The organism is Pseudomonas sp. HMWF021, assembly GCF_003061005.1.
Lineage (GTDB): Bacteria > Pseudomonadota > Gammaproteobacteria > Pseudomonadales > Pseudomonadaceae > Aquipseudomonas.
In genome coordinates, this window is sequence record NZ_QAIK01000038.1 from 17,991 (window position 1) to 33,184 (window position 15,194).

The window sequence follows — 15,194 nt, forward strand, 5'->3', positions numbered from 1 at the left end:
CGACCTGAACCTGCCGCAAAACGCCTCCATCGACGAAACCCGCAAGGCTGTCGACAAGCTCGAAGCCACCCTCAAGGGTGATCCGGACATCGTGCACTGGAGCACTTACATCGGTCAGGGCGCGATCCGTTTCTATCTGCCCCTCGACCAGCAACTGCAAAACCCGTACTACGCGCAACTGGTGATCGTCAGCAAGGATTTCGAGGCGCGTGAGGCGTTGAGCCAGCGCCTGCGCGAACGTCTGCACAAGGACTTCGTCGGCATCGGCAGTTACGTGCAGGCGCTGGAAATGGGCCCGCCGGTGGGGCGGCCGATCCAGTACCGGGTCAGCGGCAAGGACATCGATCAGGTGCGCAAGCACGCCATCGACCTGGCGACCGAGCTGGACAAGAACGAGCACATCGGCGAGATCATCTACGACTGGAACGAGCCGGGCAAAGTCCTGCGTATCGACATCGCCCAGGACAAGGCAAGGCAGCTCGGACTTTCCTCCGAAGATGTGGCGAGCCTGATGAACAGCATCGTCAGCGGCTCGCAGCTGACCCAGGTCAACGATGATATCTACCTGATCAATGTGGTCGGCCGGGCAGTGGCTTCGGAACGCGGTACGCCGGAAACCCTGCAGAACCTGCAGATCGTTACGCCCAACGGCACGTCGATTCCGCTGTTGGCGTTCGCCACGGTGCGTTATGAGCTGGAGCAACCGCTGGTGTGGCGCCGCGACCGCTTGCCGACCATCACCATCAAGGCCTCGGTGCGTGACGAGATTCAGCCGACCGATCTGGTGAAACTGCTCAAGCCATCGATTGATGCGTTTGCCGCCAAACTGCCGGTCGGTTACAAGGTCGCCACTGGCGGTACGGTCGAGGAAAGCGGCAAGGCCCAAGGCCCGATTGCCAAGGTGCTGCCGTTGATGCTGTTCCTGATGGCGACCTTCCTGATGATCCAGTTGCACAGCGTGCAGAAGATGTTCCTGGTGGCGAGTGTCGCGCCGCTGGGGCTGATCGGCGTGGTGCTGGCGCTGGTGCCGACGGGCACGCCGATGGGTTTTGTGGCGATCCTCGGGATTCTGGCGCTGATCGGCATCATCATCCGTAACTCGGTGATTCTCGTGACGCAGATCGATGAGTTCGAGAGAAACGGCTATGCACCGTGGGATGCGGTGGTGGAAGCGACCGAGCACCGGCGCCGGCCGATCCTGCTGACCGCCGCAGCGGCGAGCATGGGCATGATCCCGATTGCCCGGGAGGTGTTCTGGGGGCCGATGGCCTACGCGATGATTGGCGGGATCGTGGTCGCGACGTTGCTCACGCTGCTGTTTTTGCCGGCGCTGTATGTGGCCTGGTACAAGATTCGCGAGCCGAAGAAAGACACTGCTTGAGGCAAAGGCAAAAGATCGCAGCCTGCGGCAGCTCCTACAGATAATCCCGTGTAGGAGCTGCCGAAGGCTGCGATCTTTTGATCTTCAACCTACACGCCGCCAGACGCTCGCCAGCCATGGCTGCTGCTCGCGCGGCAACCCTGACGGCCGGTAGTAATGCTCAAGCTCGACAAACCCGACAGCCGTCAGCAACCCGCGCCACGCTTCAAGATCGTGATAGGCGCCATAGCGTGGTCCGTTCCAGCCTTCCCGGTTATCCCCACGCGGATTGGAACTGAACAGCACGCCACCGGGTTTCAACGTCTCGTACAGCTGCTTGAGCACTCGCGGCAGCTCCTGCAACGGCACATGAAACAGCACCGCGTTGGCGAAGATTCCATCAAAGCGCTCTGCGGGCAGATCCAGCTTCAGAAAGTCCTGACACCACACCTCGCAACCGCTGTCCTCGCGGGCCATCTGCGCAAATTTTTCTGCACCGTCGAGACCGACCGCCACATGGCCCATGCGGGTGAACGCCTGCAGATCGCGCCCCGGCCCGCAGCCGAAATCGAGGATGGAAAACGGTGCTACACCGTGAATGTGCCGAAGCAGGGCATCAATGTTCTGGCTGACATCGTGATCGCGGGTGCCTTCGCGAAAACTTTCGGCCACGGCGTTGTAGTTGCCCAGCGTGGTGGCGGTGATTTGTTCGAGGTCGTCGGGTGTGTGTTTCATGGCGGGCGGGCGCGCGGGCAGTGGAGGTGAGCCGAATATACGCCATGTACCCGCACTCTGTTGTGCTCTCCTTGTCGCCCCCACGGCAGATTGGTGTGTTCTGAAGCTCAGCGATGGGAGCGAGGCAGAAGGCTTAGCGCGGTTTCATGCTCAGGCAATCGATCGAGCGATCGACCATCGCCTTGGCCACTTCCAGCAAGTGCCAGACCGAGAACACCAGCGCACGATCCGCACCATCGAGGTGGTCGCCACATTGGTGGGCGGTCACCGAAGCGCAACGCAGCAGATCGGCAACGTAAAGCTGGGCGTCTTCCAGCGTCACATCGTCGCTGATGTTGTAAACACGCACCTGTTCCGGAGCGGGCGCCTGGCCGCCGCCCAGGTGTGAGTCGACCGCACGGTAGAGGGCGGAGCGATCCTTGAGCAGATCCTCGGTGAAACGCGTGTTGGAAGCGAGACTGAGCGTGATATCGGGAATGTCTTTTTCCATGGGTAAACTCCTGGCGTGAATGGGAGCCAACCATTTCGCGACTAAACGATCAGGACGGCAGATGCATGCAGGTCAGTCGCCGGCCGCCAGGTATCGGTGCACCCGAAAGTGTCCTGCGCACAGCCACCCTCAAACAGGTGGAAAGCCTCGACTGACGTCAGGTAGGGCTGTGGGCCTGGCGAATCCGGGCAACCAAACCCGGTCACTGCGACAGTGACCACCGGAGATTAGCTACAAGATATTTCGGGTACAAGGGCCCGAAATCATCTAGGAATCGTCCTGCAACCGGGGGTGATCTTGTCCGTAGAATCGTTCATTTTCTTGTCAGAAAATTCCCCCCTTGTGTCAGGACGTTTCCTTAAATCAGAAAGAATTTACGCCGCAGTGGCTATCCGCTGGCATCGCCGCATGGACGCTTGTTCAGGCCCCTCGCCAGGCGATCGCGTCACGGCTGAATCACCGCCAACAGTCTCTGCGAAGGGATGACAGTTCGCCTGTGGTGCTTGCATAAAAACGTGAGTCCCGTGCACTGCATATGTACCGCACGAGAGGATCCGTACCCTGCTGAAATGGCGCCTGCGCGGTAGACCACTACTGCATTGTTCGCTCATCCCTCTCTGGGGGACTCACTCGATACTGGATTTTTCATGGTCATTGCTCGAAAACCCTCACTGGCATCCCTTCACCCGCCGCCGGAACCTGTGACATCCCGGGTGCGAGCCGGGGCGGAGTTTCCAGCGGACGGACCGCCAGCCAAGGTTGTTCGTACCACCGGGTCAGACGCTCAGGTCGATCGGGTCCTGCGCGATCCGGTGCCGGATGATGCGCTGCTGCTCAGCGCCATGCCACACGACACCTCTGCCACCCCGATTTTTGCCGATGTGCTGGAGCGCTATCGACTCAAGCCCCCGGCCAATCTGCCCCCGGCCGACCCTGATGGCATCATGAGGATCGCGAATCGGCAGTTCGTCAGGATTGCCGATGACGTGATCGTTCAGATTCGACGCGACGGGACGTCCGGGATGTACCGGGCGACGCGGGCGTCGGAGCGTTCTGCTTCCGGCCCCGTGCTTGTGCCGGATCGTCGGACACTGCTTTGGGGGCTACTGGAGTCCGATCCGCTTTCAGAGGCCGGTAAAGAGCCCGCCGTGGTTATACCGGTCAAGGCGCACGAAGCGTTGTACGAAGGCCATGGCGACGGGTTCGAGAAACGAACCACGGCGCGAGCGGTGATTGTGGCGCGGGGGCTGGGCGAGTTTTCACCGGAGCACGCTGCCATTGTGCGTTCGGAGCTCAAGGCGGTAGAACAGGTGTTTACCGATGCCGCGAACGCGCTCGCATTGAACTACCGCGAAGTTGCGGGGATTCTGCAACAGTACTTCGGTAGCGCAGAGCCGGGAGTAGCAGCGAAGTTTGCGGCTGTCTTGTCCCGGGCGCAGGGGCTGTCCAGGGAATATCAGGGCCCTTGGGGAGAAGGGAAGTTTGTTGCCATCGATGCCGCCGACAATAACCGGGCCTGGGTCAATCGGGCCGATTTTCACGGCAGAATTTTCGTCAATGTCCAATTTCTCCAGGCAGGCGTCGGTGCTGTGTTCGGGCACGAAATGTTGCACCTGAACCGGATCAATCGATTTACCGGGGTCGGCGCCAATGCCGCGGATTTTTTCTATCTCGATCCCGGTGGCGGGCGATATCTGGGCAAGCCTGTGGGGGTATTTGACATCGCGGAGCAGGGCATTTCCGAAGCGATCATGCGGGGCGGGCTGACCGTCGAATACCTGAGAGCCTTCACCGATGACCATCGCTATCTCATCGCCGGTGTCCAGGAACATCTGGCGTTGAAAAAACAGATCGACGTGCGCACAGCCGTCGATCTGTTCAATGCATCGCCATTGCTCAGGGCCGAAATGGCCTTGAGAAATGCCGACAGCCTTGTCTGGGCCGCGACGAGCCTGCAGAGGCTGCATCACGCGAGGATGGCTGACAGTCAATTGCTCAATGAATTGATGGGCACATAGACGCTGGCGCGCGTGCGATCGTCTGCTCCTGGCTCAACGCTTGTTCAGTCCACGCGCCAGACGATCGCCACCCAGTTGAATGACCGCCACCAGCGCCACCAGCAGCACTATCACCGTCAACATGATCTGACTGTCGAAACGCTGATAACCATAGCGGTACGCGATGTCGCCCAGGCCACCGGCACCAATCGCTCCGGCCATGGCCGACGAGTTGATCATCGTCACCAGCGTAATCGTGAACCCGCCGACAATACCCGGCAGCGCCTCCGGCAACAACACATGCCAGACGATGTGCCAGCGTCGGCAACCCATGGCTTGCGCCGCTTCGATCAGACCGTGGTCAACCTCGCGCAGGCTCACTTCGGCAATCCGCGCAAAGAACGGCGTGGCGGCAATGGTCAGCGGCACCACGGCGGCCCACACGCCGTAGGTGGTGCCGACAATCAGCCGGGTGAACGGAATCAGCGCGACCATCAGGATCAGAAACGGGATCGAACGAAACAGGTTCACGAAACCGCCCAATGCCCGATTGAGCAGGGGCGCCTGATAGATCCCGCCCTTGTCGCTGGTGACCAGAATCACCGCCATCGGGATCCCCACCAGCAACGCGATCAGCGACGACACACCGACCATCAAAAAGGTGTCGATGAAGCCCTGCAACAAGCGATCAAACCACATAACCCAGCACCTCCACCCGTTGCGCCCATTGTCCGGCACGCTCACGCAATATTTCGGCGCTCGAGGACGAGCCGCTGACCGCCAGCAACAATTGCCCCAGCGCGTGCCCCTGAATCCGTTCGACGCCGCCCTGCAATAACTTCACCCGTCCACCGAGGGCCGCAAATAAAGCGCCCAGGTCCGGTTCGTCACCGGCGCTGCCGGTGAACTGCAAGCGCAGCACCACCGCCGCCTCGCGGGAGGGTGGGTGAGCCTGCAGACGGCTTTGCAGTTCTTGCGGCAAGGCGTGTTGCAGCGGCGCGAGCAAGGTCTGGCTGACTTCGTGCTGCGGGTTGCCGAACACTTCCCAGACCGGTCCTTGCTCGACGATCCGCCCGTGTTCCAGCACCACCACGCGGTCGCAGATTTCGCGAATCACCGCCATTTCGTGAGTGATCAACACAATGGTCAGGCCCAGGCGCTGATTGATCTCGCGCAGCAGGCCGAGGATCGACTGGGTCGTCTCCGGATCGAGCGCCGAAGTGGCCTCGTCGCAGAGCAGAATGTCCGGGTCATGCACCAGTGCGCGGGCGATGCCGACACGCTGTTTCTGCCCACCGGAAAGCTGCGCCGGGTAGGCCTTGTGCTTGGCTTGCAGGCCGACCAGTTCGAGCAGTTCGCGGACTTTTTTCTCGCGTTGTTCCTTCGGCACACCAGCGACTTTCAATGGCAGTTCGACGTTCTGCCACACAGTCTTGGCCGACATCAGATTGAAGTGCTGAAAGATCATGCCGATGCGCCGGCGCAGGGCGACCAGACGGTCTTCATCGAACTCGCCGATGTCCACCTGATCGATCAGCACGCGGCCTGATGTTGGCTGCTCCAGACGATTGATCGTGCGGATCAGCGATGACTTGCCGGCGCCGCTGCGCCCGATGATACCGAACACTTCACCGCGCTGAATCGCCAGATCGATGCCCTGCAGGGCCGCGACCGGGCCTTGCCGACCCTCGTAGGTTTTACCCAGGCCGATGAAGCGTACGTGGGCGCGATTCAGCTCGGGATGCAGTTCGGTTTTTTCAGCATTTTTAGGCTCCGGAATATCCAGTCGCCGTTGGATCGCGGCCGTCATCCTCAGCTTTCCCAACCGGCCTGATACAGCTTGCCGTGAGCTTTATCCAGCGCGGCGCGAACGGCCGGCGAGTGCTGGTAAATGTCGACGAACTTGATCAGGCGCGGGTCGTCCTTGCTCTTGGGCTGGATCACGAACTGGATCACGTATTCCTTGTGGTCGAGGCCGTCAAACAGCAGCGCCGAGCCGGCGTCGAAGGTCTTCGCCAGACGGATGTAGGCCGGGTAACCCTGGACCAGATCGGCGTCATCGTAGGCGCGCACCAGTTGCACGGCTTCGACTTGCAGGATCTTGATCTTCTTCGGGTTGGCGACGATGTCGTCTTCGGTGGCCTTGTAACCGACCCCCGGTTTCAGGGTAATCAGACCGGCCTTGGCCAGCAGTTGCAGACCGCGCCCGCTGTTGATCGGGTCATTGGCGATGGCGACGCTGGCGCCTTCGGGCAACTCGTCAAAGCTTTTGTATTTTTTCGAATAGAGGCCGACGTTGTTGATGATCCCCGGAGCGAACGGCACCAGGTCAAAACCGGAAGCGGCCTTGGCGTTTTCGAGGAACGGGATGTGCTGGAAGTAGTTCACGTCAATGTCGCCGGCGGCGAGACTGACGTTCGGTGCGATCCAGTCAGTGAACTCCACCAGCTCGACTTTCAGGCCTTGTTTGGAGGCTTCCTCGACGGCGGCTTCCAGTGGAATCGCGAAGGCGGCGGTGGTGCCGATTTTCAGTGGAGCGTCGGCGGCGAACACCGCCGAGCTGAACAGGCCGAAGGCCAGGGCCAGTGCTTTGACTGGGTGGGAGAGAAGTTTCTTGGTCATGGTGATTTTTCCAGTCAGTGCATGAATTTTGTGTGTCTGCTCGGGCCTCATCGCTGGCAAGCCAGCTCCCACAGGTTTTGTGAACGCCACAGACCCTTGTGGGAGCTGGCTTGCCAGCGAAGCTTTTAATGTCGGTATGAAGAGCCGGTGTGTTGCTCGGGCAAATGTGCCTCACCGTGAAACAGCTTCTCGCGCAAACTGCCGCTGTCATACGCAGTCTTGTACGACCCACGCCGCTGCAACTCCGGAATCACCAGTTCGATGAAATCGACATAGCTTTCCGGGGTAACGATGCGCGTCAGGTTGAAGCCGTCCAGCCCGGTTTCAGCGATCCACGATTCCAGTTCATCCGCCACTTGCACAGGCGAGCCGACCACGGTGATGTAGCGACCACCAAGGGCGTGCTGATCGAGTAATTTGCGTCGGGTCCAGTCGTTGTTCTGCAGGTTTTTGGTGGCGGACTGGATGGCGTTGCTCTTGACGTACTGGATCGGTTCGTCGATTTCGTATTGGGAAAAGTCGATCCCGGTGGAGGCCGAGAAATGCGCGACGCCGGCCTCGGCGCTGGCATAGCTCAGGTACTCGGCGTGCTTGGCCCACGCGGCTTCTTCGGTGGCGCCGACGATCACGTTGAGGCCCATGAACACCTTGATGTCCTCGGGATTACGCCCGGCCTCGACGGCGCTGGCTCGCACTTTGTCCACTTGGACCTTGGTCGACGGCTTGTTCTGGCCGCTGATGAACACGCACTCGGCGTGACGCCCGGCGAACAGCAAACCGCGATCCGAACTGCCGGCCTGGAACAGCACCGGCGTGCGCTGCGGCGACGGCTCGCAGAGGTGATAACCCTCGACCTGATAGAACTCGCCGTGGTGCTCGACCTTGTGCACTTTCTCCGGCTGCGCGTAGATGCGCTGCTCGCGGTCATTGAGCACCGCGCCGTTTTCCCAGCTGCCTTCCCAGAGTTTGTAGAGCACTTCGAGGTACTCGTCGGCCTGATCGTAGCGACGGTCATGCTCGACCTGTTCACGCAGGCCCATGGCCTTGGCGGCGCTGTCGAGGTAACCGGTGACGATGTTCCAGCCGACCCGACCACGGCTCAGATGATCGAGCGACGACATGCGGCGAGCGAACAGATACGGCGGCTCGTAAGTGAGGTTGGCGGTCAGGCCGAAACCGAGGTTTTTCGTCACGGCGGCCATGGCCGAAACCAGCAGCAGCGGATCGTTGACCGGCAGCTGGATCGACTCTTTGAGCGTGACATCCACCGAGTTCTGATAGACGTCGTACACCCCGACGATGTCGGCGATGAACAGGCCGTCAAACAGCCCGCGCTCCAGCAACTGCGCCAGCTCGGTCCAGTATTCGAGGGTGTTGTAGCGCGTCGAGGTGTCGCGCGGGTGCGTCCACAGGCCGTGGTTGATGTGGCCGATGCAGTTCATGTTGAACGCATTGAGCAGGATCTTTTTCTTCGCGGCGCTCATCAGATCGTCCCTCGCAGCGGAGGGTTTTCATCGTTGAGGTAGTAGTTGCCCACCGCGTGATACTTCCAGCGCACCGGGTCATGCAGAGTGTGTACGCGGGCGTTGCGCCAGTGGCGGTCGAGGCCGTGCTCGATCAGCGTTGCCTGGCTGCCAGCCAGTTCGAACAGCGTGCTGCCAGCAGCGAGCGAGATTTCAGTGCTGATCGCCCGTACTTCGGCGACGGCGATCGAGGCGGCGGCGACGGTTTCGGCGTTGGTCTCGGCCTGGGCCTTGTCGAGGAATTCGCCGGCGCGTTCAAGCAGCGCTTCGGTGGCGTGCAGGCGGATGCTCAAGTGGCCGAAACTCTTCAGGGTCAGCGGGTCTTCGGTGGCCTTGTCGTTGCCGGAGTCGATCCACGGACGCGTGTTGCTACGCACAAAATGCAGGGCATCTTCGTAAGCGGCGCGGGCGATGCCGGTGTCGATGGCAGCGTGGAGGATCTGCGCGAGCGGGCCGACCGTGGTCGGACGCTCGAAGGCGCTCTGGAACGGGATCACATCCTCGACGGCAACTAAGACGTCTTCGAACACCACCGAACCGCTGCCGGTGGTGCGCTGGCCGAAACCGCTCCAGTCGTCGATCACCGTCAGGCCCTTACTGTCACGCGGGACGAACGCCAGTTGCTGCACGCCGTTTTCATCCACCACCGAGGTCGGGATGCGCTGGGCGTAGATCGCGCCGGTCGCATAAAACTTGCGCCCGTTGATGCGATAGCCGTTGCCGTCACGCTTGAGGCTGGTGACGCGGTCGTGGGCGGTTTTGGTGCCCAGTTCCGCCAAGGCATTGCCGAAGCGCTGACCGGCCAGCACCTCGGCGTACAGCCGCTGTTTCTGCTCATGGCTGCCGTTAACCCGCAGCACTTCGAGGGCGTAGAAATGGTTTTGCGGAATCTGTCCGAGGGAGCCGTCGGCCTGAGCGATCAGGGCAATGACTTTGGCCAGGGTCACGTTGGACACGCCGGCGCCGCCATACTCCTTGGGCACGCTGATGCCCCACAGGCCGGAGCGGGAAAACACGTCGAGTTCCGGCAGTGGCAGGCGGCGCTCACGGTCGCGCACGGCACTGTCGCGTTTGAAATCTTCGGCCAGGTCGCTGGCGACGATCAGGGCTTGCTCATCGCTGGTGATGACCGCGACGGGATGGGAAAAAGTCATGGGTTTCTCTCCAGATGACTGGTCGTCAGATCCAGGAATGGCGGGCCGGCAAAGTACCGTTCAGGCGATAGGCGCCGACCGCGTGATATTTCCAGCGCACCGGGTCGTGCAGGGTGTGTACCCGGGCGTTGCGCCAGTGGCGGTCGAGGTTGAATTCGGCGAGGGTCGCGCGGCTGCCGGCCAGTTCGAAGAGTTTTTCACTGGCCAGCAGCGAGATCTCGGTGGTCAGCACTTTGGCTTCGGCCACGGCAATCGAGGCGCGGGCGGCCGACTCGGCAGTCAGCGGCGCAGCATGCACCTGATCCAGCACTTGCCCGGCCTTGCGCAGCAGTGCTTCGGCGGCGTGCAGTTCGATCTTCAGTTTGCCGATGTCGGCGATCACGTAGAGGTCATCGCTGGCGCGTTCGACCTTGGCGTCGATCCATGGCCGCGCGCGGGTTTTGACGAATTCGATGGCGTCGTCAATGGCACCACGGGCGATGCCGGCGTCGATGGCCGCCTGAATCAGTTGCGACACGGCGCCTTGAGTGTTGGGCTTCTCGTTGATCTTCCAGTTATCGACGACCAGGCTCGACTCGATGCGCACGTTGTTCAGCAGAATTGTGCCGCTGGCGGTGGTGCGCTGACCGAAGCCCGACCAGTCATCGACGATGCGCAGGCCCGGCGTGCCACGGCGGACGAAGGCCAGCACCTGCCTGCCGTCGTCATTGAGCGCCTTGACCGCCACCCAGTGCGCGAACAGCGCGCCGGTGGAGTAGAACTTCTGGCCGTTGATCACGTAATCATCGCCGTCGGCGGTGATGCGCGCTTTCAATTCCAGGGTGTTTCTGGTGCCGCGCTCTGGGCCGGCATTGCCGATGCGCCAACCTTCCAGAACGCTCTGGAACAGCTGTTTTTTCTGTTCTTCAGTGGCGCTGCCAAGCACCAGATTGATAATGCCGAACTGGTTCTGCGGGATCTGTCCCAGCGCCGGGTCGGCTGCTGAAATGATCGCGAACACTTCGGCCAACGTGACAAACGAAACCTGCGGGCCACCGTATTCACGCGGGATCGCAATGCTGCCCAGACCGCTGCGGGTGAACTGTTCGATTTCCGACCACGGCAGCTTGCGCTGGCGGTCACGTCTGGCAGCCTGCACACGGGCGACTTGCGCCAGCTCATGGGCGGCCTTGATGGCTTGGGCGTCGTTGCGCAGAACCTGCGCGGGCAACAACAACGGGGCGATGTCCAGATCCGACTGGACGTTTGCGTCTGCCAGACTGGACATCAGTGCCGCTCCTTGGCTGCACGCAATGCCCTGGCGATCTGCACTGGGGTGATTGTGTTCCGGACCATACTACCTACCTCACATCTCATGAAAAACGCCGCAAAAGTGCGGCGAACGAAAGAATGTCCGGTGGTCCGGTTCATATACCCTAAGCGTGTATAAATATTAAATAAACTAACTTTTAGGAATATGTATAGAAGGGCGTGTGGCCCGAATGGTTAATGGAGCGCTTGGCCCTCGAGCGCGGGCAAGTTGCCTGGCCACAAATGGTCAGAGCTCCTTCTTATGGGACTCAGCGGCCTTCAGCTCCTGGCGCAGCGGCACCTTCAAATAGGGATTGACGCAACCGATCTTCAACGTTCGCGGGGGTGCCCAGCGGGAGTTGTTGCCCACCCAGTCGAGGATGCAATACGTCACGTCCAGACGCAGATCCTCACCCCCCTCGACGATCACCGTTGCCGGCACCCAGACGTTGATCGGTTTGCCTACCTCTGCTGCGGTGATCCGTGGCAAGTCCATCCGCACATCGCCCCAGCGCAGGGTGATTTCATCGTCCTCGGCCATGTTCAGGTAGGGCTCGATGGTCAGAGGGACACCGCGTTTGATCTGATTCGGATTTACACCGTGACGGCGGATTGTGTCGGGCAGCGTGACCGGCGCCAGATGCTGATTTTCGTCACCGCACAATGGCGAAGGCTGGCCGCCGGGGCAGTCGAGCTTGACCTGCACCCGGGTTGCCGCCGACAGCGCTGGCCCCTGACCGACTTGCATGACCCGGTAGTGGATCCGCGCAGTGCCACTGGCAATGAAGCTCTCGGGGATCCTCAGACGGACGCTGGCCCCAACGTTTTCAACGGTCAATACCCGCGAGGCGACGTAGCAGTTGTTCCAGAACAGTTCGATCAGATCACCGGCGTCCATGCCGGGGTAGGGCAGGACATCGATCAGCAGATAAGCGGCAGCAGTCAGGTTGATGGCATTTTTTTGCGCGTGCGCCAGATTCGGCGCTGCGAGTTCGGGGGTATGCGAAGTGCGGGTCATCGGGTTCTCTCCTTGAAATCCTGCAGCGAAGTCCGTTTCTGAAAAAGCAAAAGACGTGAATGATCAGGCAATACAAACTTGAACTATTGTTCCGTCTGAATGCGGAGTGGAGTAACTAAGGTTCGTCGTGTGGTGACTAGATAAGAGTGCGCGGGAAGAGGTGTCAATAGAGTGAGTTAGTTATTCATTGAATTACAAGTTAATCAGAATTTTCCTACGCTACTCACGCATATGCCCTAGGTTTGCCGGCGAATTAGCCCACGGATAAGGGCGCTATTTGCCACTTTCAATGCGCGGCGCCTGCAAACCTTTTATTTGTTTGTTTTTGTTTTCAGGCAGGATTTACCTGTTACCGAACATATATGAAAATCGCGTGAATATAGGCCGGTTATTCAGGTCGAGAGAATTTTCAGGCGGGTGTAACCGCAACTTCCATCCATGGAAGTTGGCGGCTGACGCAATGCTCAGGCGTGATTCAGAAACTTGCTGAGAAACTGTCTGGTACGTTCTTCTTTCGGGTTGGCAAACAACGCCTTGGCTTCGCCTTGCTCGACGATTACACCCTTGTCGAAAAACACCACACGGTTGGCCACGTCGCGGGCAAAGCTCATTTCGTGGGTGACGATCACCATCGTGCGTTTTTCTTCGGCGAGGCCACGAATGGTCGCCAGCACTTCGCCTACCAGCTCCGGGTCGAGAGCCGAAGTCGGTTCATCGAAAAGGATCACTTCCGGTTCCATCGCCAGCGCCCGGGCAATCGCCACGCGCTGCTGCTGACCACCGGACAGACGGCGCGGATAAGCATCTTCCTTGCCCGCCAGACCGACCTTGGCCAGCAATTTCATGCCTAGTGCCACAGCTTCGACGTGGGGCATCTTCTTGACCACGACCGGGCCTTCGATGACGTTTTCCAGCGCCGTGCGATGTGGGAACAGGTTGAAGTTCTGGAACACGAAACCCACATGCTGGCGCAGGTTGCGCACCTGGCCTTGTTGCTGGCTCAGCGGACGGCTGGTATCGATTTCGATATCGCCGACCTTGATCCGGCCGCTGGTGGGTTGCTCAAGGAAGTTAAGGCAACGCAGGAACGTGGTCTTGCCCGAACCGCTGGGGCCGATGATCGCCACGACCTCGCCTTCCTTGACCTCAAGATCGATGCCCTTGAGAACCTCTTGACCCTTGAACTGCTTGGTCAGTTTTTCCACGACAATCATGGGGTCAGGACTCCTGGTCGTGCCGATTGGCCCGCTCTTCCAGCTTGTTCTGCAGGTGCGAGAGCACCGTGGCCAGAATCCAGTAGATCAGCGCGGCGGCAAGATACATGGTGAAGACTTCGAAAGTCCGGGCGGTAATCAGCTGCGCCTGACGGAACAGTTCCGGCACCTGAATGGTGGCGGCCAGTGCCGTGTCCTTGACCAGCGAAATGAAGCTGTTGCCCAGCGGCGGCAATGCCGTGCGCATGGCCTGCGGCAGGATGGCCCGGCGCAGGGTCTGCGCACGGGTCATGCCGATGCTCGCAGCGGCTTCCCACTGACCACGCTCGATCGAGCCGATCGCGGCGCGCAGGATTTCACAGGCGTAGGCGGCCATGTTCAGCGAGAAGCCGATTAGCGCCGCCGGCAGCGGATCCAGTTCCAGACCCAGTTGCGGCAAGCCGTAATAGATCACGAACAGTTGCACCAGCAACGGCGTGCCGCGAAAGAACGACACATAGATGCGGGCAATCCAGCTCACCAGTTTGAAGCGCGACAGACGCATCAACGCCAGGCCGAAGCCCAGCAGCAAGCCGAAGAACATGCCGCCCAGGCTGAGGATGACCGTGTAGTACGCGCCCTTGAGCAGAAAGGGCGCGGAGTCCAGAGCGAGTTGGAAAGCTTCTTCCATTATTTGGTGACGTCAGCGTTGAAGTATTTCTTGGAAAGCTTCTCAAGGGTGCCGTCGGCACGCAGTTCGTCGAGCGCCTTGTTCACCGCCGCCAGCAGCTCAGGCTCGCCTTTGCGCAGGGCGATACCGGATTCCTGACGGGAGAAGGCTTCACCGGCAGCGACGGTTTTCGGGGCTTTCTTGGCGTATTCAAGTGCGGCCAGACGGTCGATCAGGATGGCGTCGGTGCGGCCATTGTTCAGGTCGGCGAACTTGGTCGGATCATCGTCGTAGGTACGCACGTCGGCACCCGGCACGTTGGCGCGGACCCATTGCTCGTAGTTGGTGCCCAGGCCGACACCGACTTTTTTGCCGGACAGATCGGCGGCAGTCTTGATGTTCAACTTGGCTTCCTTGTCCTTCAGCACCAGCGCCTGAATCCCGGAAACGGTGTACGGCTCGGAGAAGTCATACTTCTTTTTGCGCTCGTCGGAGATGGTTACCTGATTGACCACGACGTCCAGACGCTTGGATTCCAGCGCGGCGAGAATGCCGTCCCATTTGGTCGGTTGAATCTTGGCTTTGACGCCCAGTTTCTGCGCCAGGGCTTCGGAGAGTTCGACTTCGAAACCGGACAGCTTGCCGTTCTCGTCAACAAAGCTGAACGGTGGGTAAGTGCCTTCCAGGCCGACGTTGATAACGCCTTTGTCCTTGATCTGTTTCAGTTGCTCACCGGCGGTAGCCTGGCCGATCAGGCCGGCGCTCAGTGCAAGGCCCAGCGAACCTACCAGCAGAGTGCGACGTAGTGCGGAAAAATTCATGACAAGCCCCTGTGTTTTCTTATGGAAGACGCTTAAGGAAAGTTGACGAATCCGGGAGTTGGACGACAGCGCTATCCTGCCTTAAAGCAGCTTATGCGTCTTGCCCGAAATTCGCCTGCGGCGAGACTATAAGATGTCTGCTTTAGACTTGAAAATACTTAATATTTGAAATGTTATTCCTTTATGGAATATTCGCTGTTCACGAAAAAGATCGCAGCCTGCGGCAGTTCCTTCATTTGAAACGCGCACTCCTGTAGGAGCTGCCGCAGGCTGCGATCTTTTGATCTACCGGTTACAGAAAATCCCTGTAGGCAAACAACG

General features: G+C 60.0%; 14 protein-coding genes. 2 read left to right on the forward strand and 12 right to left on the reverse strand.

Annotated features, from left to right (window positions below; genetic code table 11):
• Positions 1–1,381 (forward strand): efflux RND transporter permease subunit (locus DBR18_RS28695; protein WP_256588529.1); only part of this gene is annotated, 1,381 nt, incomplete at its 5' end.
• An 84-nt stretch (positions 1,382–1,465) separates the two neighbouring features.
• Here DBR18_RS28695 and DBR18_RS03995 read toward each other — a convergent pair.
• Both DBR18_RS03995 and DBR18_RS04000 read right to left on the reverse strand, forming a co-directional pair.
• Positions 1,466–2,095: a bifunctional 2-polyprenyl-6-hydroxyphenol methylase/3-demethylubiquinol 3-O-methyltransferase UbiG gene (locus DBR18_RS03995; RefSeq protein ID WP_108589337.1), complete on the reverse strand. Its 630-nt coding sequence runs from the start codon at positions 2,093–2,095 to the stop codon at positions 1,466–1,468.
• 133 nt (positions 2,096–2,228) lie between these two features.
• Positions 2,229–2,585: a DUF6124 family protein gene (locus tag DBR18_RS04000; RefSeq protein ID WP_108589338.1), complete on the reverse strand. Its 357-nt coding sequence runs from the start codon at positions 2,583–2,585 to the stop codon at positions 2,229–2,231.
• A 647-nt stretch (positions 2,586–3,232) separates the two neighbouring features.
• Here DBR18_RS04000 and DBR18_RS04005 point away from each other — a divergent pair.
• Complete coding sequence (locus DBR18_RS04005) at positions 3,233–4,603, forward strand: hypothetical protein (protein WP_108589339.1); 1,371 nt, start codon at positions 3,233–3,235, stop codon at positions 4,601–4,603.
• 33 nt (positions 4,604–4,636) lie between these two features.
• Here DBR18_RS04005 and DBR18_RS04010 read toward each other — a convergent pair whose 3' ends face one another.
• The 10 genes from DBR18_RS04010 to tcyJ form a co-directional block, all read right to left on the reverse strand.
• Positions 4,637–5,281, reverse strand: a complete 645-nt coding sequence (locus DBR18_RS04010; protein ID WP_108589340.1) for a methionine ABC transporter permease — start codon at positions 5,279–5,281, stop codon at positions 4,637–4,639.
• On the reverse strand, positions 5,271–6,392 hold the full coding sequence (locus DBR18_RS04015; protein WP_108589341.1) for a methionine ABC transporter ATP-binding protein: 1,122 nt from the start codon (positions 6,390–6,392) through the stop codon (positions 5,271–5,273). Before DBR18_RS04015 ends, DBR18_RS04010 begins: the two co-directional genes overlap by 11 nt.
• 2 nt (positions 6,393–6,394) lie before the next feature.
• The gene (locus DBR18_RS04020; protein WP_098966650.1) at positions 6,395–7,204 is read right to left on the reverse strand and encodes a MetQ/NlpA family ABC transporter substrate-binding protein; all 810 of its coding nucleotides are present in this window, start codon (positions 7,202–7,204) and stop codon (positions 6,395–6,397) included.
• A gap of 125 nt (positions 7,205–7,329) precedes the next feature.
• Positions 7,330–8,688: an LLM class flavin-dependent oxidoreductase gene (locus DBR18_RS04025; RefSeq protein ID WP_108589342.1), complete on the reverse strand. Its 1,359-nt coding sequence runs from the start codon at positions 8,686–8,688 to the stop codon at positions 7,330–7,332.
• On the reverse strand, positions 8,688–9,881 hold the full coding sequence (locus DBR18_RS04030) for an SfnB family sulfur acquisition oxidoreductase (RefSeq protein ID WP_108589343.1): 1,194 nt from the start codon (positions 9,879–9,881) through the stop codon (positions 8,688–8,690). The genes DBR18_RS04025 and DBR18_RS04030 overlap by 1 nt, the downstream gene beginning before the upstream one ends.
• A gap of 25 nt (positions 9,882–9,906) precedes the next feature.
• Positions 9,907–11,148: an SfnB family sulfur acquisition oxidoreductase gene (locus DBR18_RS04035; RefSeq protein WP_108589344.1), complete on the reverse strand. Its 1,242-nt coding sequence runs from the start codon at positions 11,146–11,148 to the stop codon at positions 9,907–9,909.
• A 270-nt stretch (positions 11,149–11,418) separates the two neighbouring features.
• Positions 11,419–12,189: a hypothetical protein gene (locus tag DBR18_RS04040; RefSeq protein ID WP_108589345.1), complete on the reverse strand. Its 771-nt coding sequence runs from the start codon at positions 12,187–12,189 to the stop codon at positions 11,419–11,421.
• Between the two features lie 464 nt (positions 12,190–12,653).
• Positions 12,654–13,403, reverse strand: a complete 750-nt coding sequence (tcyN, locus tag DBR18_RS04045) for an L-cystine ABC transporter ATP-binding protein TcyN (RefSeq protein ID WP_108589346.1) — start codon at positions 13,401–13,403, stop codon at positions 12,654–12,656.
• A 4-nt stretch (positions 13,404–13,407) separates the two neighbouring features.
• Entirely contained in the window at positions 13,408–14,073 is a 666-nt protein-coding gene (tcyL, locus tag DBR18_RS04050) for a cystine ABC transporter permease (RefSeq protein ID WP_003220607.1), read from the reverse strand.
• Positions 14,073–14,873: a cystine ABC transporter substrate-binding protein gene (gene tcyJ, locus DBR18_RS04055; RefSeq protein ID WP_108589347.1), complete on the reverse strand. Its 801-nt coding sequence runs from the start codon at positions 14,871–14,873 to the stop codon at positions 14,073–14,075. The genes tcyL and tcyJ overlap by 1 nt, the downstream gene beginning before the upstream one ends.
• Between the last annotated feature and the right edge of the window lie 321 nt (positions 14,874–15,194).